This is a genomic window from Streptomyces sp. HNM0574, from assembly GCF_012726235.1.
Classification (GTDB): domain Bacteria; phylum Actinomycetota; class Actinomycetes; order Streptomycetales; family Streptomycetaceae; genus Streptomyces.
The window spans coordinates 300,637-326,825 of sequence record NZ_JAASAH010000006.1 but is presented as its reverse complement, the minus strand read 5'-3'; the positions used below and the strand labels follow the sequence as shown (position 1 = coordinate 326,825).

Below are 26,189 nucleotides of genomic sequence, written 5' to 3'. Positions count from 1 at the left end.
GGACTGGCCGGAATGTTTCCTTCCGGTCGGTCCCGGCCCGTCCGGCACGGCTCAACCGCGTACAGCGGAAGCCCAGTTGGGGCAGCGGGGAGCGCCGCCGTGCCCGCCGGAGGCGTCCGGATCCGCACGGCCTGATCCTGTCGACCGGTCGGATAAACATGATGTGGATCAAGAACACCGCATCGAGCTAACTCCCCCGGTCCGACGGGGCGTTCCGGCCACGACGGCCGTTAGTGTTCCCCGAGATCTGGACGGATTCCCCGCCCCTTCTCCTCTTCACCCCCAACTCCCCTCCCCCGTACCGCTTTTCCCCTCCCCGCACCACCCTGCCCGTTACGTCTCACCCATGCCGTTCGCCCGCCCTGTTCGTCCCGGTCCGTCCTGCTTCCGGCAGCCGGTCCGGGGCGGGGCGGCGCCGTGTGCACCCCCGCACCACCCTCGCGAAGGAGAGCTCGCCCGATGACCACCGAGACCGGCCCGGAACCGCAGCTGGACACCCCGCCACCGTCCAGCCTGAGCACCGCGGCAGCCCGCAACCTCACCACCACGACCAAGACCGCCCCGCAGATGCAGGGGATCAGCTCCCGGTGGCTGCTGCGGGCGCTCCCCTGGGTCGAGGTCAAGGGCGGCGCCTACCGGGTGAACCGGCGGCTGACGCACACCGTCGGCGACGGGCGCGTCGAGTTCGTGCAGGACGGCGCCGACGTCCGGGTGATCCCCCGTGAGCTGGGCGAACTGGCCCTGCTGCGCGGCTTCGAGGACGAGCAGGTGCTCGGCGCCCTCGCCGACCGGTGCGTCCAGCGCGACTTCGTCGCGGGCGAGGTCCTGGTCGAACGCGGCACCCCCGCCGAGCACATCCACCTGATCGCGCACGGCCGGGTCAACCAGACCTCGGCGGGCAAGTACGACGAGGAGGTCCGCGTCGCCGTCCTCGCCGACGGCGACCGGTTCGGCGAGCACGCGCTGCTGGACGGCGAGGCCGGCTGGGAGAGCACCGCGACGGCCGAGACCTCCGGCACCCTGCTCACCCTCTCCCGCGCCGACTTCGCCGCCGTCCTGGCCAACTCGCCGCAACTCCGCGCGCACATCGAGGCGTTCAGCGCACTGCCCCGGCAGCGGCAGAATCGTCACGGCGAGGCGGAGATCGCGCTGTCGGCGGGGCACGAGGGCGAGGTCGGGCTGCCCGGCACCTTCGTCGACTACGAGCTGAAGCCGCGCGAGTACGAACTCTCCGTCGCCCAGACGGTGCTGCGGGTCCACAGCAGGGTCGCCGACCTCTACAACGGGCCGATGAACCAGACCGAGGAGCAGCTGCGGCTCACCGTCGAGGCGCTGCGCGAGCGCCAGGAGCACGAGCTCGTCAACAACCGCGAGTTCGGGCTGCTGCACAACGCGGCCTTCAAACAGCGCATCCAGACCCACTCCGGGCCGCCCACCCCGGACGACCTGGACGAGCTGCTCTGCCGCCGGCGCGGCACCAAGGTCTTCCTCGCCCACCCGAAGACGATCGCGGCGATCGGCCGCGAGTTCAACGCCCGCGGTCTCTACCCGAGCCACGTGGACCTCGGCGGCCAGCAGGTCCCGGCCTGGCGCGGGGTGCCGATCCTGCCCTGCAACAAGATCCCCATCAACCCGGACGGCACCAGCTCCGTCCTGGCCATGCGTACCGGCGAGGACGACCAGGGCGTCGTGGGCCTGCACCAGACGGGGCTGCCGGAGGAGTACGAACCGGGCCTGTCGGTGCGGTTCATGGGCATCGACGAGCAGGCGATCATCTCGTACCTGGTCAGCACCTACTACTCCGCCGCCGTCCTGGTGCCCGACGCGCTCGGCGTGCTGGAGAACGTGCAGATCGCGCGCCGGCGCGACTAGGCGCGGAGGCGCCGGGGACGCGGGGACGGCCGGGAGCGGGTGCCTGAGTGGGTGCGTCGCGCAGTTCCCCGCGCCCCTTCCGGTGCGGCCCACCGGTGGGCCGCACCTCGCACGCCACCGGCGCTCCGGAGACCGTCGCACCGTTTCCCCGCGCCCCTGTCGGGGCGCAGTCCACCCAGTCAGCAAGGAGCCACGGATGCCCGAATCCGGGTTTTCCCCGCCGCGGCCGGGCAGCCTGTCCGACGCTGCGGCCCGCTTCGGGGGCCGCCCCGAGGCCGTCAACAGCGAGGCCCCGCCGGTGAGTCCGGCGCTGGAGCGGATTCTGCGCGGGCCCAGCGGCCTGGGCACGGCGGGCCTGCGCCCGGCCGGTCCCCCGCCGGCGCCCGCCCCCCGCGCCGAGCCCGGCCCGCCCGCGGTGGGCGACGCCGTGCCGGGGCTGTATCACCACCCCGTCCCGGAGCCCGACCCGGTGCGGGTGGCGGAGGTCAGCCGCCGGATCAAGGCGTGGGCGGTGGACGAGGTGCGGGCGTTCCCGCCGGAGTGGGAGGACCAGTTCGACGGGTTCTCCGTCGGCCGCTACATGGTCGCCTGCCACCCGGACGCGCCCAGTGTCGACCACCTGATGATCGCGACCCGGCTGATGGTCGCCGAGAACGCGGTCGACGACTGCTACTGCGAGGACCACGGCGGCTCCCCCGTCGGCCTCGGCAGCCGCCTGCTGCTGGCGCACACGGCGCTGGACCCGCTGTACACCACGGCGGAGTACGAGCCCGCGTGGCGGGAGTCGCTCGGCTCGGACGCGCCCCGGCGCGCGTACCGCTCGGCGATGGACTATTTCCTGCGGGAGGCCAGCGCCTCGCAGGCCGACCGGTACCGGCACGACATGTCCCGGCTGCACCTGGGCTATCTCGCGGAGGCGGCCTGGGCGCAGGAGGGGCACACGCCCGAGGTGTGGGAGTACCTGGCGATGCGCCAGTTCAACAACTTCCGGCCGTGCCCGACCATCACCGACACCGTCGGCGGCTACGAGCTGCCGGCCGATCTGCACGCGCAGTCCGCCATGCAGCGGGTCATCGCGCTCGCGGGCAACGCGACCACCCTCGTCAACGACCTGTACTCGTACACCAAGGAACTCAAGAGCCCGGGCAAGCACCTGAATCTGCCCGTGGTGATCGAAGAGCGTGAGGGCGTCTCCGACCGGGAGGCGTACCTGAAGACGGTCGAGGTCCACAACGACCTGATGCACGACTTCGAGGCCGCAGCCGCCGAGTTGGCCGCCGCCTGCCCCGTGCCGCACGTGCAGCGATTCCTGCGGGGAGTGGCCGCCTGGGTCGACGGCAACCACTACTGGCACCAGACCAACACGTACCGCTACAGCCTGCCCGACTTCTGGTAAGAAACGGATTCTCCTGTGACCAGCACCGAGTACACCACCCTCCAGGACGCCCCCGCCGCGAGCGCGTTCGTCCCCTCCCCCGCCTCGCCGTACCAGGGGGACATCGCCCGCTACTGGGACCAGGAGGCCAGGCCCGTGAACCTGCGCCTCGGCGACGTGGACGGGCTCTACCACCACCACTACGGCATCGGCGACATCGACCGCACCGCGCTCGGCGACCCCGCCGACAGCGAGTACGAGAAGAAGCTGATCGCCGAACTCCACCGGCTGGAGTCGGCGCAGGCCGAGTACCTGCTGGACAACCTCGGCTCCGTCGGCCGCGGGGACACCCTCGTGGACGCCGGCTGCGGCCGGGGCGGTTCGATGGTGATGGCGCACCAGCGGTTCGGCTGCGACGTCGAGGGCGTCACCCTGTCCGCGAAGCAGGCCGACTTCGCCAACCGGCGGGCCGCCGAGCTGGGCATCGAGGACAGCGTGCGGGCGCGGGTGTGCAACATGCTCGACACGCCCTTCGCCACCGGGCAGGCCGCGGCCTCCTGGAACAACGAGTCGACCATGTACGTCGACCTGCACGACCTGTTCGCCGAGCACTCCCGGGTGCTGCGGACCGGCGGCCGGTACGTGACCGTCACCGGCTGCTGGAACCCGCGGTACGGCCAGCCCTCGAAGTGGGTCTCGCAGATCAACGCGCACTTCGAGTGCAACATCCACTCCCGCCGCGAGTACCTGCGCGCCATGGCGGACAACCGGCTCGTCCCGCACGCCGTCGTCGACCTGACGGCCGCGACGCTGCCGTACTGGGAGCTGCGCGCCACCTCGTCCCTGGTGACGGGCATCGAGGAGGCGTTCATCAACTCCTACAAGGACGGCTCCTTCCAGTACCTGCTGATCGCGGCCGACCGCGTCTGACCGCCGGTGCGCGCCGGGGGCCGGGTCCGTCGTCGTCCGACGGGCCCGGCCCCCGCGCGTGCCCGGTCAGCGTGCGGACGCCGGGTGCTCGGGCGCGTCCCCAAGGGGGTCGCGGGCGGCCGTGTCGCAGGTGAGGGCGCCGGTCGGGGCGTCCCGGGTGACGGCGTGCCGGGGGAGGTCGTGCACGGCGAGGGTGGTCGCCGACTCGCCCTGTTCCGGGGGTCGTCGGGAGCCGCCGACGCGTACGTAGCGGGGCATGACCGCCGTCTCGTAGCGGAACATCCGGATCAGGGCGACCACGGCGAGCGCGTAGATCACGGAGAGCGGTGCCGCGCTGGCGATCGAGCTGACCTGGAGCACGGTGAGCGCGGCCGAGCCGCCGGCGAGGAGCAGCAGGGCGCCCGCCACGCCGATGACGACGGACCAGAACAGCCGGGTCACCCGCGGGGTCTCGGCCCGTCCGCCGTGCGAGAGGACGTCGACGACGAGGGAGCAGGAGTCGGACGAGGTGACGAAGAACAGGGTGATCACCAGCATCGCGACGACGGCCAGCACGACGGTCACGCCCGCGCCCACCGGAAGTTGCTCGAACAGCAGGAACAGCGAGGTGTCGGTGTCGATGACGCCGCCCTTCCCGACCATGGAGCCGTTCCGGAGCTGGTAGAGCAGCCCGGTGCTGCCGAAGACCGTGAACCACACGATCGCGATGAGCGTGGGCGCCAGCAGGACGCCGAGGACGAACTCGCGGATGGTGCGGCCGCGGGAGATGCGGGCGATGAACATGCCCACGAACGGGGCCCAGCTGAGGAACCAGGCCTGGTTGAACAGGGTCCAGCCGAGCGTCCAGCCGTCGGTGGCGCCCGCTCCGGTGACGAACATGAACTGCGGTATCGCCTGGACGTATTCACCGGTGTTCTGCACCACGGACCGGAGCAGGAACACCGTCGGCCCGATCAGCAGGACGAGCAGGGCCAGCACGGCGGCGAGCGTCATGTTGGCGTTGGACAGCCACCGCACGCCCTTGTCGAGCCCGCTGACCACGGAGACCGTGCCCGCCGCCGTGATCAGGACGACGACGGCGAGGAGCAGCGTGCCGGAGGGTTCGAACCAGCCGAGGTGGGCCAGTCCGGCCTGGATCTGCAGGGCGCCCTGGCCGAGCGAGGTGGCGACGCCGAAGACGGTGCCGACGACGGCGAAGACGTCGATGGCGTGGCCGGCCCAGGACTCGACGAGCCGGCGGCCGAGCAGCGGTTCGAGCAGCCAGCGGACGGAGAGCGGGCGGCCGCGCCGGAAGGACATGTAGGCCAGTCCGAGCCCGACGACGACGTAGATGCCCCAGGCGTGCAGCCCCCAGTGGAAGAGGGCCTGCCCGATGGCGGCGCGTCCGGCCTCGGCCGAACCGGGCTCGACGCCCGCGATGTCCGGCGGGGACATCATGTGGTTCAGCGGTTCGGCGACGCCCCAGAAGACGAGGCCGATGCCCATCCCGGCCGAGAAGAGCATCGCGAACCAGGAGAACCGCGAGAACTCCGGCCGCTCGTCGTCCCGTCCGAGCCGGATGTCGCCCGCCCTGGACAGCGCGACCCAGAAGGCGAACACCAGGAAGCCCGTGACGAGGAGGACGTACCACCAGCCGACGGTCTCGCCGATCCGGTCCCGAAGGGCGGTGAAGGCGGCCTCGGCGTCGTCGCCGTAGGCGGCCCCGTACCAGGTGGCGAACGCCAGCGCGGCGACGATGATCAGCAGGGCCGGGACGAACACCGGCTTGCGGAGGCTCCGCCAGGCCGCCGCCGGGCCGCCGCCCGTCGCCGTCTCACGGGCGTCCCCCGGTGCTGTCTCCGGGGCCTTGTCCCGCGCTGCCTCGCGGGCTGCTGTCGGTTCTGCTCCTGAGGGAGAGGACACGGTATTCCTTACTCTGCGTGCATGGTGACGCTCCGGCCCCGGTCACCGGCGCGGGGGCCGGGCGCGGCGGGAGCGCGGGGGTGCCGTGGGGCGGCGGGCCGGGGCGCGGTCCGCCGCCCGGCGCCTCAGCGCCCGCGTACCGGCGCGTGGGCCGTGGCGCGGGGACCGTCCGCGAGCCAGGCGCGCGGCACGGTCAGGACCTCCGGACGCGTGCACCTGCGGTAGGCACGCTCGGTCACCGGCTGTCCGTGGCGGATGGCGCTTCCCGCGTCGACCGCCAGCGCGACCTCACCGAGCACCCCGAACGCGCGTCCAAGCCACCTCGGCATGACACCCCCTATACTGATCTGTGTAATTCGGGGGCCGAGAGTACGTTATACAGACCTGTGAAAGTCAAGGGGACGCATGGAACACGAGGCGGTCGACCCGCGCGATCTGACACCCAGGGCGCGGCGCATCCTCGACGTCGCGTCCGGTTTGTTCTACAACGGCGGCATTCACGCCGTCGGCGTGGACACCATCGCCGCCGAATCGGGCGTGACCAAGCGCACCCTGTACAACAACTTCGGCTCCAAGGACGCGCTCGTCGCGACGTACCTGAAGAACCGTCACTCGACGTGGTGGCAGGGGCTGGAGGAGCGGCTCGCCGCCGCCGAGGCACCGCGCGCGCTCACCGTCTTCGACGTGTACGCGGAGGACGCCCGCACCATCACCCGCGGCTGCGGCTTCCTCAACGCGGCGGCCGAACTCCCCGTCGAACACCCGGCGTACGCGATCATCCGGTACCACAAGCAGTCCGTCGAGGAGCGGTTGGGCGAGCTCATCGCCGAGGACCGGCCGGACGCGGAGAACCCGGCCCGCCTGGCGCGCCACCTCTTCCTGCTGCTGGAGGGCGCCTTCGCGCACCACGGCATCCACGGCAAGGAGCTCCTCACCGAGGCACGCGAGATCGCCAGGGAACTGCTGACCTGACCGGGGGCCGGGCGCGGCACCTCCGGCGCGAGTGCGGGTACGTTCCGGCCGTCGCGCGTTCGGGCGTCACGGGCTCGGGGCCGCCGACATGCGAGGCCCCCGGGGTCGCCTTCAGCCTGGGGACATGACGGATACATCCCTTACCGAGTACATCGACTCCCTCGAACCCCTCGACTCCCCCGCGTCCCCCGGCTCCGGCTCCGTGGGGGCCGGTACGCAGACCCGCTCCGCGTCCGCACCGGCGGCGCACCGGCACGTCGCGAAGGTGCTGGACATCGACCCGGAGCGGATGGCCGAGCGGATCGCGCGGGCCGGCGGGCGGCACCTGGCCGACCGGCATCTGCGGCGGCACGTGTACAGCGTCTCCGAGAACCCGTACCGCTGGGCCCTGCTGCGGGACACCGGACGCCGGGTCACGGTCTGCGCCAACGAGCTGCCCGCCGGGGGCGGCCGGAGCCGCCGGAGCGCGGAACTGGCCGTGGCCGACTTCGACCAGGCGCACGCCCTGCTGGAACAGCTCGGCTTCACGCCCCGCGCGTACCACGAGAACCACCGCTCGTCCTGGCTCCTGGAGGACGTGCGGCTGGAGATCGACTCGTGGCCGCTGATCCCGCCGTTCCTGGGCCTGGAGGGCAGGAACGCCGCGCACGTGCACAGCGCCGCCGACCGGCTGGAGCTCCCCCGCACCGCGCTCACCGGCGACAACACCGCGGCCGTGCACGCCCGTTACGGGATCACCCTGAGCGCGCTGACCAACCTCCGCTTCTGACGGGGAGCCGCAAGGGCGACACCCCTTCGCCCCGCCGTCACGTAGAGCTACCGAAAGTTCACCTTGGCCGTGCCCGGTTTAGAGGTTCTCCACAAGATCGAGGAGTACGCCGGTGATCTCGGCACCCTGCCGCCGGACCACGGTGACGCCCTGCGGCGGGGGCCGCTCCGGCGTCTGCCCGGTCGCCGGATCCGGCACGTCCCGCAGTAGAAAGCAGGGAATTCCGGCCCGCCGGGCGGCCTCGGCTCCGATCCATGAGTCCTCGACGACGACGCATTCCCGCGCGCTCATTCTGCGCGCCGTCTCCCGGAACACATCCGGCTCCGGCTTACCGGCCGCGACCTCCTCGGAGGAGACGAAGCAGGTGAACTCCCGGGTGAGCTCCAGGAGTTCGAGTACGGTGCCGATGACCTTGCGCGGCGAACCCGAGGCGACGGCCAGCGGGTGCCCTGCGGCGTGAAGACACCGGACGAGTTCCCGCATCCCGGGGAACGGGCGGCACTCGCGCCGGAGTTCGTCCAGATAATGCTGCTGCACCGCATGCAGTACGGGCCCGACCGGTACGCCGGGGCGGCGCTCGGTGACGATGCGCTCCAGCATCTCGGCAAGGCTGTAACCGATGCAGCCGTCGTGTTCCTCACGGGTGAGCGTGATGCCGCAGTGCTCCCGCAAGGCGCTCCGTTCCGCGCGGAAATAGGCGGTCGAGCTGTCGAGCAGCGTGCCGTCGAGATCGAAGATGACGGTGCGTTTCCCGGTGGGCGTCCCCATGAATCTACAGCCCGCCTTCGCCGTTGACGCGGTCGTTGATCAGGACGCCGACGGTGCACAGCAGGACGAGGACGGCGCCGAGGAATGCGGCGGGGCCGCCGAACGACCGGCCGGCGGCGAGAAGTACCAGTGTCGAGAGGACGGGAGTGGCGTAGCCGAGCGGGGCGAGACGTCCCCGGCTGCGGGACATTCCCAGGCTCCACAGCAGAAACCCGGCGGCGCAGGGGCCGATTCCGACATAGGCCATGGCGGCCCACGCCGTGGAGGGGTTCCAGTCGGTGTCGCTCAGCAGGGCGATGGCGAAGGCGATGACGATGCCCACGCCGCCGCCGCACAGCATCACGTACGAGGCGGAGGCGCGTACGCGTCCTGCCGCGAGCGTGTAGAAGGCCATGCAGAAAGCGGAGGCCAGTGCGGCCGCATAGCCCCAACCGCTGCCCGTGCCGGAGGATTCGTTCTGCCCTACGGTCATCAGGGCGACGCCGAGGAATCCGAGTACGGAGAGCGCGAATCCCGTGAGCGTTCCCCGTGTGCGGGTGACGAGTACCAGCCAGACGGCCGCGAACATGGGCCAGCCGTAGGCGATGATGTTGGATTCGACGATCGGTGCGTACGCGAATCCGAGATACTGGGTCGTCTGCGTCCCGGCGAAGCCGATGATGCCGACGAAGGCGCCCGTCCAGTAGTCGCGCCGGGTGAGCGGTTCTGCCGCCGTCCGGCCGCGGGGCGCTCGCAGCAGGTGGATCACCGCGAGCGCCGCCGTTGCCGAACAGAACTGCAGCACGAGCACGATCCCGATGTCCAGCGACTGGAGCGCGGTCGATCCGGCGAGTGCGTTGGTGGACCAGAATCCGATGCCGCCGAAGGCTAACAGGATTCCCGCGTTGGCCCGGGAGTTGCGCTGCTTTCCCGGGCTCCCGGTGTCCTGCGGTGCGCTGGATACGTCGAGTGATTCCACGTTGTGCCTGTCGTCCTCGTGTCGTTCGGTCTGCTTACAGGGATTCCCGGTACTTCAGGTACGCCGGGAGCTGCCGGTAGCGCACGTCGTCGACGTACTCGTCGACCCATTCGAAGTCGGGGTTGTCGGCGGCCAGATAGTGCATCGGGTTGCTGTCCATGAAGGGCTTCTCGACGGAGCGAAGGTTCATGGTCAGCGTGATTCGGGTGCCGCTCGTCATGGGCTCCGTGCGGTGCGGCACCCGCATGAGCTGGCCGAACATGCTGCTGCCGACCTTGTGCTGGATGTGCAGGACCCGGTCGGGGTCCAAGGTCTCGCCGGCCTGGACGGCCGCCATGGTCGACTCGAAGTCGTCCTGGTAGAGCTCCAGCCGGCCGCCGGTGACGCCTTCGTGCTCCAGCGCGACGAGTTCGGTGATCGGCGGGCCGTCGCCGTGCCAGTCCACCGTCCCGTCCTCGGGCCCCATGAAGGTGATGGCGGTGCTGATCACGGTGAAGGGATAGGGCTCCAGTTCCTCACCGGCCAGTTCGCTCAGGCCCTCCAACCGGCCCGGGTAGTGGACGACTTCGGCGATTTCCGGGATGTACTTCTGCGCGTTCCGGATGAAGCGCAGATTGAGGTGCATGTTGGCGCTCTGCTGTTCCTTGATGACGAGCGCCTTGCGCTTGATCGTGTCGAGGAGTTCACCCGGGTAGTCATGCTGGATCTGCATGATTCCCAGGTTGCCTATCTTCCAGTGTTCGTTCTTGCGCAGGAGCGTGCTCCTGTCCATCTCGAACTCGACCTTCACGGCTGTTCCTCCCCTTGCAGGTCAGTGTGCACCGTCGATGCCTACGATCGCGGAAAGGGAGTGGCCGACCCCGAGACCGGGGGCATTGCGCCACTCCACCGTCCGCAGCTTGCCTGCGAGTGTGGCCGCGGCCCGTTCGGGGACCGTGACCGCTCCGCCGCATATGTCATCCACGGTGGAGTTCCATGTGCGGCGGAAGTCCTGATGGAATGCCATGACCGGGGTGGGCGCGAGGCCCGTCTTCCGCGGGAAGTACAGATCGGCCACCTCCACCCCGCCCCTGCCCTCTTCCAGCTGGTTGACGAGATTCCGGTAGGGGCGGATGTCCGGGTTGAATTCACCGGTCGTCGTGTGCCGGCCCACCATGACGGAACGGTCCACGAAGTCCACGGAGGAAGCGCGTACTCCGGCGCCCTCGACCGCCTTGGCGATGACCTGCAGGAGGTCGTGCGAACTCCAGAAGGACATCGGGGTGGGTTCCACCTCGCCGCCGTCCTGGAAGAAGTTCATCCGGTAGTCCCAGCGGTAACTGGGCCATTTCTCCTGCCATTCGAGCGAGTACCGGCCCAGCACGTCCACCACGATCGCCGAACGCGTCCGGTTCCGGCGTATGCGTTCCATGACGGACCTGAGGGTGTCCTCGAGTTCGTCGCCGGTGAGGTGCGAATACGGGACGCCGCACGAGAAGTACAGGTCGGTTGGCTCGTCCGGGATGTCGTACCGCATGTCGCCCGGGTGGAAATGGGCGCCGCCGCGTCCCTCGTTCTCGGACTTGGCCAGGGCGAGCAGCCGGTCGTCCAAGTCCAGTCCGTGATAGGCGATTTCGGCGTCCGGCCCGACGACGGAGTCGATGAGGCGCAGTCCGTCCCCGGCGCCGCAGCCGACGTCCACGACGCGCAGCCGGCCGTCCTTCCCGGTGAACGCGAGGGCCTTTTCGATGATGCGGAGAGAGACCGGCTCCTCCCATTTCCGCTTCACGGCGTCCCTGCGCCCCGGGGAGGAGTAGTGACTCACCCCGGCAGAATAGGCGTCGACTTCCTGATCCATGGACTGGGTCATGCCGAACTCCTCGATGTGTGGTCGCACTTCCGGGCAGCACGTATCGCGTGGTGCGGGACACGTCGCATTGCGGGACACATCGGGGTGCGGCGTTCTCACGGCATTCTTCCGCCGTGGCGCGGCGTACGTCCGATGCGTCGGGCGCCGGTTCTCGGCGCCGGTGGCCGGTGCCCTTGCAGGGCGGCCCGGAAAGGAAACGGTGGGGGGTGGTGCCGAATCTGCGACCGGCGGGAACGGTCTCCGGCCGGTGCATCGTGGCGTTACGGGAAGGTGCCGAAGGTGCGACACCGCCACGGCGTGCGGCAGACGCCGATGACGGGTGTGGCTACGGCAGAAGACATGCCTCTCCTCGCAGTGAGGTGGTTCCGGCTCTGTCGTGTTCCTCCAACACCATAGCGAACACTCTATTTCTTTCAAGTGGCTCTCTGTAACCAGCCATGATCGCTCGTGTTCTGCCTGGTGGCGCTGACCACCGGGGCCGAAAACCGCCAACCGGGCGTGCGTACGGGCCTGTTGGAGCCAGGTGGCGGCGTCCGGTCAGCGGGACGCGCCGGGGGCGGCTACGCGGCGAGCGCCTCGACGGCGAGCATCAGCGCGAACGGGACGAGGGCCGTGGCCAGCGCGGCCCAGGCGAGGCCGGGACGGATCTCGCGCTGGGCGCGGACTCCCAGCCAGGCGGCGACGGGCGGGCCAGCACAGAGCAGCAGGAAGCTCATCCGCCAGCCCTCTTCCCGGCTCAGGAACCACACCAGCGCCAGGGACGCGGGAACCCAGCCGAGCGCGAAGAACTTCACCCTGGTCAGGAACATCTCCAGGCTCTCGGCACTGCCGCCGTACAGGAAGGACATGGGCGCAGAGCTTAACCACGGGGCCGGGCGGCGGAGTTCGCCGGTCCTTGCGCGGACCCTGGGCGGCCTCGCCCAGGAGCGAGCCGAGGCGGTTCAGGACGTGGGGCCGGCCCTTGCATGTCGAGGGTGAAGCGGTGGCCTACGACGGGCCTGAGTCACCGGCGGCCCGCCAGCGGGCGTGCAGGCCGGGTCGGTCAGGGCCCTCCACACCGCCGGCGGCGGGTGAGGCAGGAACTTCTCGCAGGTGACCGCGTTGTCCTCGGTCATGCCTCGTCCTCGTCCAGAAGGCCGGACACTGCGTCCAGGCGCTGCTTCCAGCAGGTGCTCGGAGACCGCGCTCGGGTCCGGGCCCCGTACGACTAGCGCTGGTGGCCGCCTCGGTCGCCGGGGCCTGCCCTGGGAGGGGGCGCTCAATGCCGGCCGCGCGGGCTACGGGCAGATCCACGCCGTCAACAGGGCGGCGGCGGTGGCGACTTCGCTGCTGTGGCCGGACGGTGGCGAGCGGCGGGCGGATCGGCCGGACACACTCCGGCCATGGGTGATCACGTTCGAGATGCGTCACGCCCGGATTCCTCAGCAAGCCGTCGCTGAGGGGGCACGGCGGAGGACGTGCTGGACGCGGAGGTGTCACGGGTGACCGGCAGCCACGGCGACGGCGTGCCCGATGACGCGCGTATACGTGCCTGGTACGACAGCCGTCGGGAGCAGGACGACCCATGGATCCGGTCTGCGGACGGAGGCGACCCGTCCGATTGGACGGCTACGCGTTCAATCCGCGAGCCCGCCGCGCTTACGAGAAGGGCGTGCTGCGTGACTCGCTGTTCCGGGAGAGCGGGCGGACTCGCCGGTGATGTCGATCCTGGCGCCGGAGTGGTTCCGACACGGTGGACGTCCGGAAACAGCCGGTCAGTCGCCGGCCTGACCGTGCCGCTGGGTCGACCCCGGCACCCGCTCAACCCCGTTCAGCTTCGGTCATTCCACCGTCCGCACCCTGCCACGCCACAGGCCCAACTCCCATGCCGGCGCCGCACGTTCCCCCTGGGGGACGACCCTCAGCACCGGCCCCCGCGCGGACGCCGGGCCCGGTGCTGTGCGCCCGCGTCACGCTATGGGTGCGGTCCGGTACTCCCCCATCGCGTCGATGAGCCATCGGGCGAGGTAGTCGGCGAAGGAGGCGCGGGGCAGGAGGCGGTAGGACGGGGTGTCCTCGGTCTGCCAGAGCAGGACGGGGACGGGGCCGACCGTGGTCGACACCGCCCGGCCCGGGCCGAAGGCGCGGGGGTGCAGGTCCAGCGGGCAGCCTTTCTCCAGCACCTCCCGGGCGCGGGCGCCGCGCAGTTCGAGCGTGGTGCGGTTCGCGGAGACGTCGACGACCGAGCCGGGGCCGCCGTCGAGCGCCGCCCGCAGTCCGGCCGCCAGGCCGGGGCCGTCCGCCTGGGACAGGACGAGCCATTCGTCGGGCCCGAGCCAGGTCACGGTGTGCGGGCCGCGGCCGGTGGTCTCGCCGCAGCGCCGTGGGAGCGCGGTGCCCAGGACCCGCTCGAGACGCCGGGCCACTTCCGCGCCGGGGTCGGCCCGTACGTCGACCATGGTGATGTACGGCCACTCGGCCAGCGAGACACCGTGCGGGCCGGGGACGGACGCGGCACGCATGCGCGCGTGCAGGTGCGCCAGGGGGCTGCGGCGCAACTCCGGTGGTCCCGCTGCCGGTTGGGCCGCCGGTGCGCCGGGTTCTGCTGTTTCGTGCTCAGCCATCTCGCTTCGTCCCTTCGGGGTCGTAGAGCACCGGTGCGGCCACCTCGACGGGCACCAGCTCGTCGCCGACGGGGGCGAGGAGGGTGTCGCCGATCCGGTCGCGTCCCGCCTCGACGAGCCCGAGGGCGAAGGGCCTGCCGAGGGCGGGGCTGTGGTAGCTGGAGGTGACGTGGCCGAGCATTGGCACGGGGCCCTCCTCGGGTGTGACGGGCACGCCGGGGGCGATGATCTGGGCGCCCTCGGGCAGCCGGGTGCTGCGGTCGGCGGGCAGCAGGCCGACGAGCTGCTTGCGGTCCTCGCGGACGGTGTCGGGCCGGGAGTAGGAGCGTTTGCCGACGAAGTCCTTGAGCTTGGAGACCACCCAGCCCATGCCCGCGTCCTGCGGGGTGACGGTGCCGTCGGTGTCCTGGCCGACGATGATGAACCCCTTCTCGGCGCGCAGCACATGCATCGTCTCGGTGCCGTACGGGGTGATGCCGTAGGGCTCCCCCGCGGCGTGGACCTGCTCCCACACGGCGTGGCCGTACCAGGAGGCGACGTTGATCTCGTACGCCAGCTCGCCGGAGAAGGAGATGCGGCAGACGCGGGCCGGGATGCCGGAGGCCAGGGTGGTCTCGCGGATCGCCATGAAGGGGAACGCCTCGGCGGAGAGGTCGAGTCCGGGGACGAGGGAGGACAGCACGGCGCGGGAGCGGGGGCCGACGACGGCGATGGTGGACCACTGCTCGGTGACCGAGGTGCAGTGCACGTCGAGCCCGGGCCACTCGGTCTGGAGCCACTCCTCCAGCCAGTCGAGGACGTTCGCGGCGCCGCCCGTGGTGGTGGTCATGAAGTACCGGCCCTCCTCGAGGCGGAGGGTGACCCCGTCGTCGAAGATCATGCCGTCGGGCTTGCACATGACGCCGTACCGGGCCATGCCGGGCTTCAGCTTCTTGAAGCCGTTGGTGTAGAGGCGGTTGAGGAACTCGCCCGCGTCCGCGCCCCAGATCTCGATCTTGCCGAGGGTGGAGGCGTCCATGAACGCGACGCCCTCCCTGGCCGCGCGGCACTCGCGAGCCACGGCCTCGTCCATCGTCTCGTCGCCGACGGGGTAGTACCAGGGCCGCTTCCACTGCCCGACGTCCTCGAACAGGGCGCCGTGCGCGACGTGCCAGGGGTGGATGGAGGTGGTGCGCTCCGGGTCGAACAGCTCGCCCCGCTCCCGTCCGGCGAGGGCGGCGAAGCTCACGGGGGTGTAGGGGGCGCGGTAGGAGGTGGTGCCCAACTCGCCCGGCTGGACGGGCCCTTCGGCGCCGGCGAGGGCCGCGGCGATGACGCCGATCGCGTTGACGCCCGAGGTCTTGCCCTGGTCGTTGGCGGTGCCGATGGAGGTGTAGCGCTTGACGTGCTCGACGCCGCGCATCCCGGCGCCGGTCGCGCGGTGGATGTCGGCGACGGTGGAGTCCCGCTGGAGGTCGACGAAGTGCGTGTCCCAGCCGCCGGGCCGGTCGCCCTTCGTGTCCCCGCCGCCGGGGACCAGCCACAGGGGCCGGACGGGGCCGGGGCCGCGGTCCGTGCCCGCGCGGGGGACGGCGCCCTCGGCCGAGGTCCCCGCGGTGGGGAAGCCGGCCGCTGCCGCCGCCTCGGCTCCGGCGGCGGCGCCCTCGGCGAGGCAGCCGCCGAGGCCGAAGGTGCCGCGTGCCGCGCCGGCGACGTGCTGGTCGCGCACCGCGCCGTCGGGCACGAAGGCCGCCGTCGGCTCGTCCCAGCGCAGCCGGCCCTGGCGCTGGCTGTGCAGGTGGACGACCGGGCTCCAGCCGCCCGAGACGGCCAGCAGGTCGCAGCCGAGGCACTCCTCGGCGCCGGTGGGCAGCCCGTCGGTGTCGAGCGCGACGACGGCGGCGCCGGTGACGCGGCCCTCGCCCTTGGCCCGTACGACGGCGCTGCCGGTGATCACGCGCAGGCCCGTCGTCTCGGCGATCTCCCCGGCGCGGTCGCTGAGTTCGGGCCGGGAGTCGACGACGGCGCGCACCTCGATGCCGTGCGCGTGCAGGTCGGCGACGGTGTCGTAGGCGCTGTCACCGGTCGTGGCCACGACGACGCGGGAGCCGGGTGCCACCGCGTACCGGTTGACGTAGGTGCGCACGGCCGAGGCGAGCATGACGCCGGGCCGGTCGTTGTCCGCGAACACCAGGGGGCGTTCGTGCGCGCCGGTGGCGAGGACGACCCGGCGGGCCCGGACGTGCCACACGCGCTGCCGCGAGACGCCCTCGGGCGCGGCCTCGCCGAGGTGGTCGGTGCGCTTCTCCACGGCCAGCACGTAGTTGTCGTCGTACGCGCCGAAGGCGGTGGTGCGGGGCAGCACCGTCACCTCGGGGGCGGCCTTCAGGCGGGCCGTGACCTGCGCCGTCCAGTCCGCAGCGGGGAGGCCGTCGACGGTCTCGCCGGGTGCGGAGAGCAGGGAGCCGCCGGGCTCGGGCTGGTCGTCGAGGAGCATGACGCGGGCGCCGCCGCGGGCCGCGCTGTCGGCGGCGGCCAGCCCGGCAGGTCCGGCGCCGACGACGAGGACGTCGGTGTGGACGTACTTCTTGTCGTAGACGGCCGGGTCCGGGGTGGGGTCGAGGCGGCCCATGCCGGAGAGGGTCTGCGCGGTCAGTCCGTCGAACAGCTCGACGGCGGTGGCGGGCAGCATCGACTCGGCGCAGCCCGCGAGGGTGACCCGGACCAGCGCGTTCGGCTCCTCGACCCCGGCGGAGACGAGGCCCCGGGGGCGGCCGCGGTAGAGCGAAGGGGCCGTCTCCAGCAGACCGCCTGCCAGCATGGCGGAGGCGAGGGTGTCGCCGGGGTGGCCCGTCAGCTCGCGGCCGTCGAGGGTGAAGCGGAGGAGGCGGTCGCGGTTCAGGCGGCCACCGCGGGGAAGCCGGCCCGGCTGTTCGGTGGGGTCTCTCCGGTCGGTCATCGGCTCGCTCCGGCGTGCTCGCGGGACGGGTGGACGGCGGGGCGGGGCGCGTCGGGCCGGTAGACGGCCAGCACCTCGTAAGTGGCCGTGTCGCGGAGGGCGTTGAACCAGCGGCGGCATCCTGCGCCGTGCATCCAGCGCTCGGCGCGGGGGCCCTTGGGGTTGTCGCGGAAGAAGAGGTACTCGGCCCACTCCTGGTCGTTCAGCTCGCCGGGGTCCTCCGGGTAGGGGACGTGGGCCTGGCCGCCGTAGTGGTACTCGGTCTCGTCGCGCGGCCCGCACCACGGGCAGGGGATCTGCAGCACGGTGTGCCTCCTTCCGGTCTCAGTGGGCGACGGCTGCGGCACCGTGCTCGTCGATCAGCGCGCCGGTGGCGAACCGCTCCAGCCCGTAGGGGGCGTTGAGCGGGTGCGGGGTGCCGGTGGCGATGGTGTGCGCGAAGGTGAATCCGGCGGCCGGGGTGGCCTTGAAGCCGCCGGTGCCCCAGCCGCAGGTGACGAAGAGGTTCTCCAGCGGCGTCGGGCCGATCACCGGGGAGGCGTCCGGCGTGACGTCCACGATGCCGCCCCAGGTGCGCAGCACGTGCGCGCGGGCGAAGACGGGGAACAGTTCGACGGCGGCGGCCATCTGCTGCTCGATGACGTGGAAGGCGCCGCGCTGCCCGTACCCGGTGTACTGGTCCACGCCCGCGCCCATCACCAGCTCGCCCTTGTGCGCCTGGGAGACGTAGACGTGCACATGGTTGGACATCACGACCGTCGGGTGGACCGGTTCGTGCAGTTCGGAGACCAGGGCCTGGAGGGGGTGGGACTGGATGGGCAGCCGGAAGCCGGCCAGCTCGGCCAGGACGCTGCTGTGTCCCGCCGCGGCCATGCCGACCCGTCCTGCGGCGATGCGTCCGCGGCTGGTCTCGACGCCGACGACCCGGTCGCCGTCCTTGACGAAGCCGGTGACCTCGCAGTTCTGGATGAGGTCGACGCCCATCTCGTCGGCCTTGCGGGCCAGTGCCCAGGCGACGTGGTCGTGCTTGGCGATGCCGGCCCGCGGCTGGAAGGTGCCGCCCAGCACGGGATAGCGGGTGTCCTGGGAGACGTTGAGGATCGGGCAGACCTTGGCGACCTCGTCGGGCTCCAGCCATTCGGAGTCGACGCCGTTGAGCCGGTTGGCGCCTGCCCGGCGGACGCCCTCGCGGACGTCCTGGAGGGTGTGCGCCAGGTTGAGCACACCGCGCTGGCTGAAGAGGAAGTCGTACTCCAGCTCCTCGGGCCAGGTCTCCCACAGCTTCAGCGCCTTCTCGTACAGGGCGGCGCTCTCGTCCCACAGGTAGTTGGAGCGGATGATGGTGGTGTTGCGGGCCATGTTGCCGCCCGCGAGCCAGCCCTTCTCCAGCACGGCGACGTTGGTGATGCCGTGTTCCTTGGCGAGGTAGTAGGCGGTGGTCAGGCCGTGGCCGCCGGCCCCGATGATCACCACGTCGTAGGAGGGCTTCGGGTCCGGGCTGCGCCACAGGAAGTCCGGGTGCTCCGGCAGGGGTTCGGTGGTCATCCGGTCGCTCCGTTCGGGGCGGTGCCGTCGCCCTGGTCGGCGTACAGCGGGAACTTCTCGGCCAGCGCGGTGACGCGTCCGCGCAGCAGCGCGGCCTGTTCCTCCGTGAGGTGTTCCGCCTTGAGGACGGCCGCGACGATGTCGGCGACCTCGCGGAACTCCTGGGTGCCGAACCCCCGCGCGGCCAAGGCCGGGGTGCCGATCCGCAGTCCCGAGGAGACCATCGGCGGGCGCGGGTCGTTCGGCACCGCGTTGCGGTTGACGGTGATGCCGATCTCGTGGAGCCGGTCCTCGGCCTGGCGGCCGTCGAGTTCGCTGTTGCGCAGGTCGACGAGGACGAGGTGGACGTCCGTGCCGCCGGTGAGCACCGTGGCGCCGGACTCGGCGACGTCGTCGGCCAGCAGGCGGCCGGCGAGCGCCCGTGCCCCGGCGAGGGTGCGCCGCTGCCGTTCGCGGAACTCCTCGGAGGCGGCGACCTTGAAGGCCACGGCCTTGGCGGCGATGACGTGCTCCAGCGGGCCGCCCTGCTGGCCGGGGAAGACCGCCGAGTTGATCTTCTTCGCGTACTCCTTCCTGGACAGGATCACACCGCCGCGCGGACCGCCGAGGGTCTTGTGCGTGGTGGTGGTGACGACGTCCGCGTACGGCACCGGCGAGGGGTGCAGGCCGGCGGCGACGAGACCGGCGAAGTGCGCCATGTCGACCATGAGCAGCGCACCGACCTCGTCCGCGATCCGCCGGAAGGCGGCGAAGTCCAGCTGCTGCGGGTACGCCGACCAGCCCGCGACGATCAGCTTCGGCCGGTGTGCGAGGGCGAGTTGCTCGACCTCGTCCATGTCGACCCGGAAGTCGGAGTCGCGTACGTGGTACGGCACGACGTCGTAGAGCCTGCCGGAGAAGTTGAGCCGCATGCCGTGCGTGAGGTGGCCGCCGTGCGCGAGGTCGAGCCCCATGATGGTGTCGCCCGGCTCCAGCAGGGCGGCCATGGCGGCGGCGTTGGCCTGGGCGCCGGAGTGCGGCTGGACGTTCGCCGCCTCGGCTCCGAACAGGGCCTTCACGCGGTCGACGGCGAGCCGTTCGACGACGTCGACGTGTGCGCAGCCGCCGTAGTAGCGGCGGCCCGGGTAGCCCTCGGCGTACTTGTTGGTGAGGACCGAGCCCTGTGCCTCCATGACGGCGGCGGGGGCGAAGTTCTCCGAGGCGATCATCTCCAGCGTCGACCGCTGCCGCCGGAGTTCCTCGCGGACGGCTTCGTGCACCTGCGGGTCGAGTTCGGCCAGGCTCCGGTCGAGGAGCGAGGGGGAATCGGGGGAGCCGGTCCGGCTCGGCGAAGGGTTCTCTGCCATGACGGTCATCACCTCAGGGGCTTTGGCGTACCACTGATATATCAACCTGGCGGCAACGTAGGGCCAGTTGACGGACAAGGTCAAGGGTCCGGGTGCGCGGGATGCCGCCCGGTGGGCGCGAGTTGGCGCCGTCGAAGCGCTTCGAGCGGGCATCCGGGCAGGTCGGGGCGGGTGCCCAACAGGCCGCCGGGGAGCGGGAGATCGGCGCCGTGCCACCCGATGGGGTGAAGCCCTTGACGCGTCGGAACCGGCGGCCATACCTTCCTCGTAGGTTGATATATCAGTTGCGCAACACTGCTGTTCCCCGCAGTCCAACAGGCCCCGCACAGGCGGCCGTTCGGCCCCCGATCCACCTCTCGCGCACCGTCACCACCCCCACTCCGCACCGGCCGGCCCCGGATCGCCGGGCCGCCGCCGGCACCGTCCCGCACGCAGGTACGCCCGCAGCCCCGCGACGAACCACAGGAGTTCAGCCATGCAAGAGGTCCGCGCCGTCGTCGCCCTGGCGAAAGACGCCCCCGTGACCGTGGAGACCATCCGCGTCCCCGACCCCGGCCCCGGCGAGGCGGTCGTGTCCGTGCAGGCCTGCGGCGTCTGCCACACCGACCTGCACTACCGGCAGGGCGGCATCAACGACGAGTTCCCCTTCCTGCTGGGCCACGAGGCCGCCGGCATCGTGGAGTCCGTCGGGGAGGGCGTGGATTCCGTGGCCCCGGGGGACTTCGTCGTCCTCAACTGGCGTGCCGTGTGCGGCCAGTGCCGCGCCTGTACCCGCGGTGAGCCCTGGTACTGCTTCGCCACGCACAACGCGACGCAGCGGCTGACGCTCGGGGACGGCACCGAGCTCTCCCCCGCGCTGGGCATCGGCGCCTTCGCCGAGAAGACGCTGGTGCACGCCGGGCAGTGCACCAAGGTCGACCCGAGCGCCTCGCCGACCGCCGCCGGGCTGCTGGGGTGCGGGATGATGGCCGGGCTCGGTGCCGCGCTCAACACCGGCGGCGTCTCGCGCGGCATGAGCGTGGCCGTGATCGGCTGCGGCGGGGTCGGCAGCGCCGCGGTCGCCGGTTCCCGGCTCGCGGGCGCGTCCCGGATCATCGCCGTCGACATCGACGACCGGAAGCTGACCTGGGCGCGGGAGATGGGCGCCACCGACACCGTCAACAGCGGGGAAACGGACCCGGTCGAGGCCGTCCGCGCACTCACCGGCGGGCACGGCGCCGATGTCGTGATCGACGCCGTGGGCCGCCCCGAGACCTACGAACAGGCCTTCTACGCAAGGGACTTGGCGGGCACCCTGGTCCTCGTCGGCGTGCCCACGCCGGACATGAAGCTGCCCGACATCCCGCTGATCGACCTCTTCGGCCGGGGCGGCTCCCTCAAGTCCAGCTGGTACGGGGACTGCCTGCCCTCGCGGGACTTCCCGACGCTGATCGAGCTGTACCAGCAGGGCCGGCTCGACCTCGACGCCTTCGTCACCGAGAAGATCGGACTCGACGACGTCGAGGCCGCGTTCGGCCGGATGCACCGCGGCGACGTGCTCCGCTCGGTGGTGCTGCTGTGAACCGCCCCGGAGCAGTACGCATCGACCACGCCGTCGTCTCCGGCACCTTCTCGCTCGACGGCGAGACCCACCAGGTCGACAACAACCTGTGGGTGCTCGGGGACGACCGGGAGTGCGTCGTGCTCGACGCGCCGCACGACGTGGACCGCATCCTCGACGTCGTCGCCGGCCGCCGGGTGACGGCCGTGCTGTGCACGCACGCGCACGACGACCACGTCCGCGTGGCCCCCGAACTGGCCGCCCGCACCGGCGCCCCGGTCCTGCTGCACCCCGACGACGCGCCGGTGTGGCGGCTGACCCACCCCGGCCGCACCTGGGACTCGGACCTGGCCGACGGCGAGACGCTGAAGGCCGCCGGGGTCTCCCTGGAGGTGCTGCACACCCCGGGCCACGCGCCGGGCGCCGTCTGCTTCCACGTGCCGGAGCTGGGCGTGGTGTTCACCGGGGACACCCTCTTCCGCGGCGGCCCCGGGGCCACCGGACGGTCCTTCAGCGATCACGGCGTGATCGTGGAGTCGATCCGGCAGAAGCTGTTCCGCCTGCCCGGCGACACCGTGGTGCACACCGGCCACGGCCCCGACACCACCATCGCCGCCGAACGCGGCCACCTCCCGTAGCGCACGCGCAGCCGGCCGAACCGACCTCCCCCCAGCGGTCGTTCCGTCCCGTTCCTTAGGAGAGACCAGCATGCGTACCACTCCACGCGTCGTCATCATCGGAGCCGGCATCGTCGGGGCGAACCTGGCCGACGAGCTCACCGCACGCGGCTGGAACCGCGTCACCGTCCTCGACCAGGGGCCGCTGCCGCTCACCGGCGGCTCGACCTCGCACGCGCCGGGGCTGGTGTACCAGACCAGCCCCTCGAAGACGATGACGGCGTTCGCCGGATACACCGTCGAGAAGCTGCTGGGCCTGGAGGGCGAGGGGGCGCCGTGCTTCAACCAGGTCGGCGGCCTGGAGGTCGCCACCACCCCGGAACGCCTCGCCGACCTGCACCGCAAGCAGGGCTGGACGGCCTCCTGGGGCCTGCCCGGCGAGGTCGTCGGGCCCGAGGAGTGCGCCCGGCTGCACCCGCTGCTCGACCCGGAGCAGGTGCTGGGCGGGCTGCACACGCCGACGGACGGGCTGGCGAGCGCCGCGCGCGCGGTCGTCGCGCTCGCCCGCCGGGCCGAGGCGCGCGGCGCCGAGTTCCGCGGCTCGGCCCGGGTCACCGGGATCAGCCACACCGACGGCCGGGTCACCGGCGTCCGCACCGACGACGGCGAGGTCCCGGCCGACATCGTGGTCTCCTGTGCCGGTTTCTGGGGCCAGGTGGTGGGCGACATGGTGGGCATGCGGGTGCCGCTGCTGCCGCTGGCGCACCAGTACGTGCGCACCGGCCAGGTGCCCGAGCTGACCGGCCGGAACGACGGGGGGACGGACGCGCGCCTGCCGATCCTCCGCCACCAGGACCGCGATCTGTACTACCGCGAGCACCACGACTGCCTGGGCATCGGCAGCTACGCGCACCGGCCGATGCCGGTGCGGGTGTCCGAGCTGCCGGGGACGGAGACGGGCCCCACCGAGTCGGCGATGCCCTCGATGCTGCCGTTCACGGAGGAGGACTTCGCCGCGTCCTGGGAGCACAGCCGGACGCTGCTGCCGGGGCTGCGCGAGGCCAAGGTCGAGTCCGGGTTCAACGGCGTCATGTCCTTCACGCCCGACGGCGGGCCGCTGATCGGCGAGTCGCCCTCGGTGTCCGGCTTCTGGATCGCGGAGGCGGTCTGGGTGACGCACTCCGCCGGAGTGGCCCGTTCCGTCGCGCAGTTGCTCGTCGACGGCCGCAGCGAGCTGGATCTGCACGGCTGCAACGTGCACCGCTTCGACGAGATCGAGACCACCGAGGAGTACGTCCGGGAGACCGCGCAGCAGAACTTCGTCGAGGTGTACGACGTGCTGCACCCCCTCCAGCCCAAGCTCTCCCCGCGCGAGCTGCGGGTGAGCCCGTTCCACGCCCGGCAGAAGGAGCTGGGCGCGGTGTTCCTGCCGTCCCACGGCTGGGAGCGCCCGCACTGGTACGAGGCCAACGCCGCGCTGGTGAAAGAGCTTCCGCCGGCCTGGCAGCCGCCCTCGCGGGACGCCTGGTCGGCGATGTTCCACTCGCCGGTCGTGGCCGCCGAGGCGTGGCGGACGCGTACCGCGGTCGCGCTGTACGACATGACGCCGCTCAAGCGGATCGAGGTGGGCGGCCCGGGTGCGGTGGCCCTCCTGGAGCGGCTGACCAGCGGGAAGATGGACAAGTCCGTCGGCTCGGTGACGTACACGCTGGCGCTGGACGAGGCGGGCGGCGTCCGCAGCGACCTCACCGTCGCCCGGCTGGAGCGGGACCTGTTCCAGGTCGGCGCCAACAGCAACATCGATCTGGACCACTTCCGCCGCGAGGCTCCGGCCGACGGCAGCGTCCGGCTGCGGGACATCACCGGCGGCACCTGCTGCGTCGGGGTGTGGGGCCCGCGGGCCCGGGATCTGGTCCAGCCGCTCAGCGAGGACGACTTCTCGCACGAGGGCCTGAAGTTCTTCCGCTGCAAGTCCGCGCGGATCGCGGGGATTCCGGTCACCGCGATGCGGCTGTCCTACGTGGGCGAGCTCGGCTGGGAGATCTACACGGGCGCCGAGTACGGCCCGAAGCTGTGGGACGTGCTGTGGCGGGCCGGCCAGGAGCACGGGGTGATCGCCGCCGGGCGCGGCGCCTTCAACAGCCTGCGGCTGGAGAAGGGTTACCGCTCCTGGGGCGCCGACATGACCACCGAGCACAACCCGTACGAGGCCGGTGTCGGGTTCGCGGTGCGGCCGAAGAACAAGGGCGCGTTCACCGGCCGGGAGGCGCTGGAGGGCCTCGGCGAGGACACCGTCACCCGCCGTCTGACCTGTCTGACGGTGGACGACGGGCGCAGCGTCGTGCTGGGCCACGAGCCGGTGTTCCTGGACGGCGAGCCCGCCGGGTACGTCACCTCGGCCGCGTTCGGCCACACCGTCGGCAGGCCGATCGCGTACGCCTGGCTGCCCGCGGTGCCGGTCGGCACCTCCGTCGAGATCCAGTACTTCGGGCGCAGGGTGCGGGCCACCGTCGCCGCCGAGCCGCTGTTCGACCCGGAGATGACCCGTATCCGCCGCTGAGCGCCAACCACCGCCCGGGGAGGGCCCGTCGGGCTCCTCCCCGGCCCGAGCGTGAAAGGTCACGCCCATGCGCACGGACACCGTCGACACGTTCCTGCACACCCTCGCCGCGCGCACCCCCGCTCCGGGCGGTGGTGCCAGCGCCGCGCTCCAGGCGGCCCAGGCGGCCGCGCTGATCGAGATGGTCGCCCGGTACAGCGACGGCCCGAGGTACGCGGAGCACGCCGCCGCCGTCGGCGCCGTCCGCGAGGCCGCCGAGCGGCACCGGGAGCTGGCCCTGTCGCTGGCCGAGGAGGACGCCGCGGCGTTCGCCGAGGTCGGCGCCGCGTACGGGCTGCCGCGTGCCACCGGGGAGGAGAGGGCCGCCAGGTCCCGCGCGATCGGTGCGGCGCTCGTCGGCGCCGGCCGGGTGCCGGCCGCCCTGGTGGCGGTCTGCGCGCAACTCGTCGGCCTGGCCGAGGAGTTGCTGCCGGTCGGGAACCGCAACGTCGTCAGCGACATCGCCACCGCGGCCGACGCCGCCGGAGCGGCCGCCTCCTCCGCGCGCGTCAACGTCGAGATCAACCTCGGCGGCATCACCGATGCCGCCGCCCGCGCGGAACTGACCGAGGGCATCGCCACCGTCGACGACCTCACCGCCCGCGCCGAAAAGGTCACCGCCGCCGTCCGGGAGCTGATTCTCCGATGACCCCTCAGCAGACCTCCGCCACCACCGACCCCCGGCTCACTTCCCCGCAGCGGGCCGTCGGCACCACCGTGTTCGGCGGCACCGAACTCGCCCGGCACCTCCGTACCCGGGTGACCGGGGCGGCCGCCGCGCTGACCGCCCAGGGCACGCAGCCGCGGCTGGCCGTCGTGGTCGCCACCGAGGACGAGTCCAGCGCCTGGTACGTGCGCTCGATCGCCCGGGCCGCGGCCAGGACGGGCATCCAGTGCGAGGTCGTCGACCTGGGCGCGGAGGCCGGACCGTGGCAGATCAGGGCCCGCCTCGCGGCGCTGAGCGCCGACCCGGCGGTGCACGGGATCATGCTCCAGACGCCGCTGCCCCCGGGCGTGCACTTCGAGGAGCTGGCCTCCGCGATCGCCCCGGAGAAGGACGTGGACGGCGCCAACCCGCTCTCGCTGGGCCGCCTCGCCGCCGGACTGCCCGCCTTCGCACCGGCCACGGCGGCCGCCGTGCTGGCCCTGCTCGACCACCACGACGTGCCGCTCGCCGGGCACGACACCGTGGTCGTCGGACGGTCCAACGTCGTCGGCAAGCCCGTCGCCCAGCTGCTCCTGCAACGGGACGCGACGGTGACGGTCTGCCACCGGCACACCAAGGACCTCGCCGCACTCACCCGGCCCGCCGACGTCCTGGTCGTCGCGGCCGGCCGGATGGGGCTGATCACCGCCGACCACGTCAAGCCCGGCGCCGTCGTCGTCGACGTCGGCACCAACCCCACCGTGGACGGCGGGCTCGCCGGGGACGTGGACGCGGCCGGGGTCGAGGGCCGGGCCGGCGGACTGACGCCCGTCCCCGGCGGGGTGGGCCCGGTCACCACGGCGCTGCTGCTCCGGCACACGGTCCGGTCCGCCGCGCGCGGTCACGACGTGTGAGGCCGCGGACCGGTGGACGGAACGGGGGCGGTACGGAGTGCGGGGA

22 protein-coding genes are annotated in these 26,189 nt (G+C 72.0%); 10 read left to right on the top strand and 12 right to left on the bottom strand.

From position 1 onward, the window contains the following. Positions 1–459: 459 nt before the first annotated feature. The 3 genes from HCC30_RS14135 (at position 460) to HCC30_RS14125 (ending at position 4,177) form a co-directional block, all read left to right on the top strand. Positions 460–1,872, top strand: coding sequence for a family 2B encapsulin nanocompartment shell protein (locus HCC30_RS14135; protein WP_169442851.1), 1,413 nt, complete (start codon positions 460–462; stop codon positions 1,870–1,872). Positions 1,873–2,068: 196 nt separating this feature from the next. Further along, a complete protein-coding gene (locus tag HCC30_RS14130; RefSeq protein WP_169442850.1) occupies positions 2,069–3,268 on the top strand; it encodes a family 2 encapsulin nanocompartment cargo protein terpene cyclase in 1,200 nt (399 codons plus the stop codon). 15 nt (positions 3,269–3,283) lie between these two features. After that, positions 3,284–4,177, top strand: a complete 894-nt coding sequence (locus HCC30_RS14125) for a geranyl diphosphate 2-C-methyltransferase (RefSeq protein ID WP_169442849.1) — start codon at positions 3,284–3,286, stop codon at positions 4,175–4,177. Between the two features lie 66 nt (positions 4,178–4,243). On the opposite strand, the gene HCC30_RS14120 is transcribed toward HCC30_RS14125, so the two are convergent. After that, complete coding sequence (locus HCC30_RS14120) at positions 4,244–6,079, bottom strand: BCCT family transporter (RefSeq protein WP_346776625.1); 1,836 nt, start codon at positions 6,077–6,079, stop codon at positions 4,244–4,246. A 125-nt stretch (positions 6,080–6,204) separates the two neighbouring features. Continuing rightward, complete coding sequence (locus HCC30_RS14115; RefSeq protein ID WP_169442848.1) at positions 6,205–6,408, bottom strand: hypothetical protein; 204 nt, start codon at positions 6,406–6,408, stop codon at positions 6,205–6,207. A gap of 76 nt (positions 6,409–6,484) precedes the next feature. On the opposite strand from HCC30_RS14115, the gene HCC30_RS14110 reads away from it, so the two are divergent. Then, positions 6,485–7,051 (top strand): TetR/AcrR family transcriptional regulator, encoded by a 567-nt coding sequence (locus tag HCC30_RS14110; RefSeq protein WP_169442847.1) that lies wholly within the window; start codon positions 6,485–6,487, stop codon positions 7,049–7,051. Between the two features lie 124 nt (positions 7,052–7,175). Further along, a complete protein-coding gene (locus tag HCC30_RS14105) occupies positions 7,176–7,820 on the top strand; it encodes an adenylate cyclase (RefSeq protein WP_169442846.1) in 645 nt (214 codons plus the stop codon). A gap of 78 nt (positions 7,821–7,898) precedes the next feature. Here the strand turns inward: HCC30_RS14105 and HCC30_RS14100 are convergent, their stop codons facing one another. The 10 genes from HCC30_RS14100 to glyA all read right to left on the bottom strand — a co-directional run bounded on the left by HCC30_RS14100 (position 7,899) and on the right by glyA (position 19,827). Then, positions 7,899–8,588, bottom strand: coding sequence for an HAD family phosphatase (locus HCC30_RS14100; RefSeq protein WP_169442845.1), 690 nt, complete (start codon positions 8,586–8,588; stop codon positions 7,899–7,901). Between the two features lie 4 nt (positions 8,589–8,592). After that, entirely contained in the window at positions 8,593–9,546 is a 954-nt protein-coding gene (locus HCC30_RS14095) for a DMT family transporter (protein WP_169442844.1), read from the bottom strand. 34 nt (positions 9,547–9,580) lie between these two features. After that, positions 9,581–10,336 carry a hypothetical protein gene (locus HCC30_RS14090; protein ID WP_169442843.1) on the bottom strand — a complete coding sequence of 252 codons (756 nt, stop codon included), beginning with the start codon at positions 10,334–10,336 and terminating at the stop codon, positions 9,581–9,583. A gap of 21 nt (positions 10,337–10,357) precedes the next feature. Then, positions 10,358–11,395 carry a methyltransferase domain-containing protein gene (locus HCC30_RS14085; protein ID WP_169442842.1) on the bottom strand — a complete coding sequence of 346 codons (1,038 nt, stop codon included), beginning with the start codon at positions 11,393–11,395 and terminating at the stop codon, positions 10,358–10,360. Positions 11,396–11,955: 560 nt separating this feature from the next. Beyond that, complete coding sequence (locus tag HCC30_RS14080) at positions 11,956–12,243, bottom strand: hypothetical protein (RefSeq protein WP_169442841.1); 288 nt, start codon at positions 12,241–12,243, stop codon at positions 11,956–11,958. 1,101 nt (positions 12,244–13,344) lie between these two features. Next, the gene (locus HCC30_RS14075; protein ID WP_169442840.1) at positions 13,345–13,998 is read right to left on the bottom strand and encodes a sarcosine oxidase subunit gamma family protein; all 654 of its coding nucleotides are present in this window, start codon (positions 13,996–13,998) and stop codon (positions 13,345–13,347) included. Continuing rightward, complete coding sequence (locus HCC30_RS14070; protein WP_169442839.1) at positions 13,991–16,936, bottom strand: sarcosine oxidase subunit alpha family protein; 2,946 nt, start codon at positions 16,934–16,936, stop codon at positions 13,991–13,993. Before HCC30_RS14070 ends, HCC30_RS14075 begins: the two co-directional genes overlap by 8 nt. Continuing rightward, complete coding sequence (locus tag HCC30_RS14065; RefSeq protein ID WP_169442838.1) at positions 16,933–17,241, bottom strand: sarcosine oxidase subunit delta; 309 nt, start codon at positions 17,239–17,241, stop codon at positions 16,933–16,935. Before HCC30_RS14065 ends, HCC30_RS14070 begins: the two co-directional genes overlap by 4 nt. A gap of 19 nt (positions 17,242–17,260) precedes the next feature. After that, positions 17,261–18,481, bottom strand: coding sequence for a sarcosine oxidase subunit beta family protein (locus HCC30_RS14060; protein ID WP_169442837.1), 1,221 nt, complete (start codon positions 18,479–18,481; stop codon positions 17,261–17,263). Then, positions 18,478–19,827 carry a serine hydroxymethyltransferase gene (gene glyA, locus HCC30_RS14055; protein WP_169442836.1) on the bottom strand — a complete coding sequence of 450 codons (1,350 nt, stop codon included), beginning with the start codon at positions 19,825–19,827 and terminating at the stop codon, positions 18,478–18,480. The genes HCC30_RS14060 and glyA overlap by 4 nt, the downstream gene beginning before the upstream one ends. Before the next feature lie 475 nt (positions 19,828–20,302). On the opposite strand from glyA, the gene HCC30_RS14050 reads away from it, so the two are divergent. From HCC30_RS14050 to HCC30_RS14030, 5 genes are all read left to right on the top strand, one after another. After that, entirely contained in the window at positions 20,303–21,388 is a 1,086-nt protein-coding gene (locus HCC30_RS14050) for an S-(hydroxymethyl)mycothiol dehydrogenase (RefSeq protein WP_169442835.1), read from the top strand. Continuing rightward, positions 21,385–22,005: an MBL fold metallo-hydrolase gene (locus HCC30_RS14045; protein ID WP_169442834.1), complete on the top strand. Its 621-nt coding sequence runs from the start codon at positions 21,385–21,387 to the stop codon at positions 22,003–22,005. Before HCC30_RS14050 ends, HCC30_RS14045 begins: the two co-directional genes overlap by 4 nt. A 70-nt stretch (positions 22,006–22,075) precedes the next feature. After that, positions 22,076–24,544 carry an FAD-dependent oxidoreductase gene (locus HCC30_RS14040; protein ID WP_169442833.1) on the top strand — a complete coding sequence of 823 codons (2,469 nt, stop codon included), beginning with the start codon at positions 22,076–22,078 and terminating at the stop codon, positions 24,542–24,544. Positions 24,545–24,611: 67 nt separating this feature from the next. Further along, complete coding sequence (locus HCC30_RS14035) at positions 24,612–25,232, top strand: cyclodeaminase/cyclohydrolase family protein (protein WP_169442832.1); 621 nt, start codon at positions 24,612–24,614, stop codon at positions 25,230–25,232. Then, positions 25,229–26,143, top strand: coding sequence for a bifunctional 5,10-methylenetetrahydrofolate dehydrogenase/5,10-methenyltetrahydrofolate cyclohydrolase (locus tag HCC30_RS14030; protein ID WP_169442831.1), 915 nt, complete (start codon positions 25,229–25,231; stop codon positions 26,141–26,143). Before HCC30_RS14035 ends, HCC30_RS14030 begins: the two co-directional genes overlap by 4 nt. Positions 26,144–26,189: the final 46 nt, after the last annotated feature.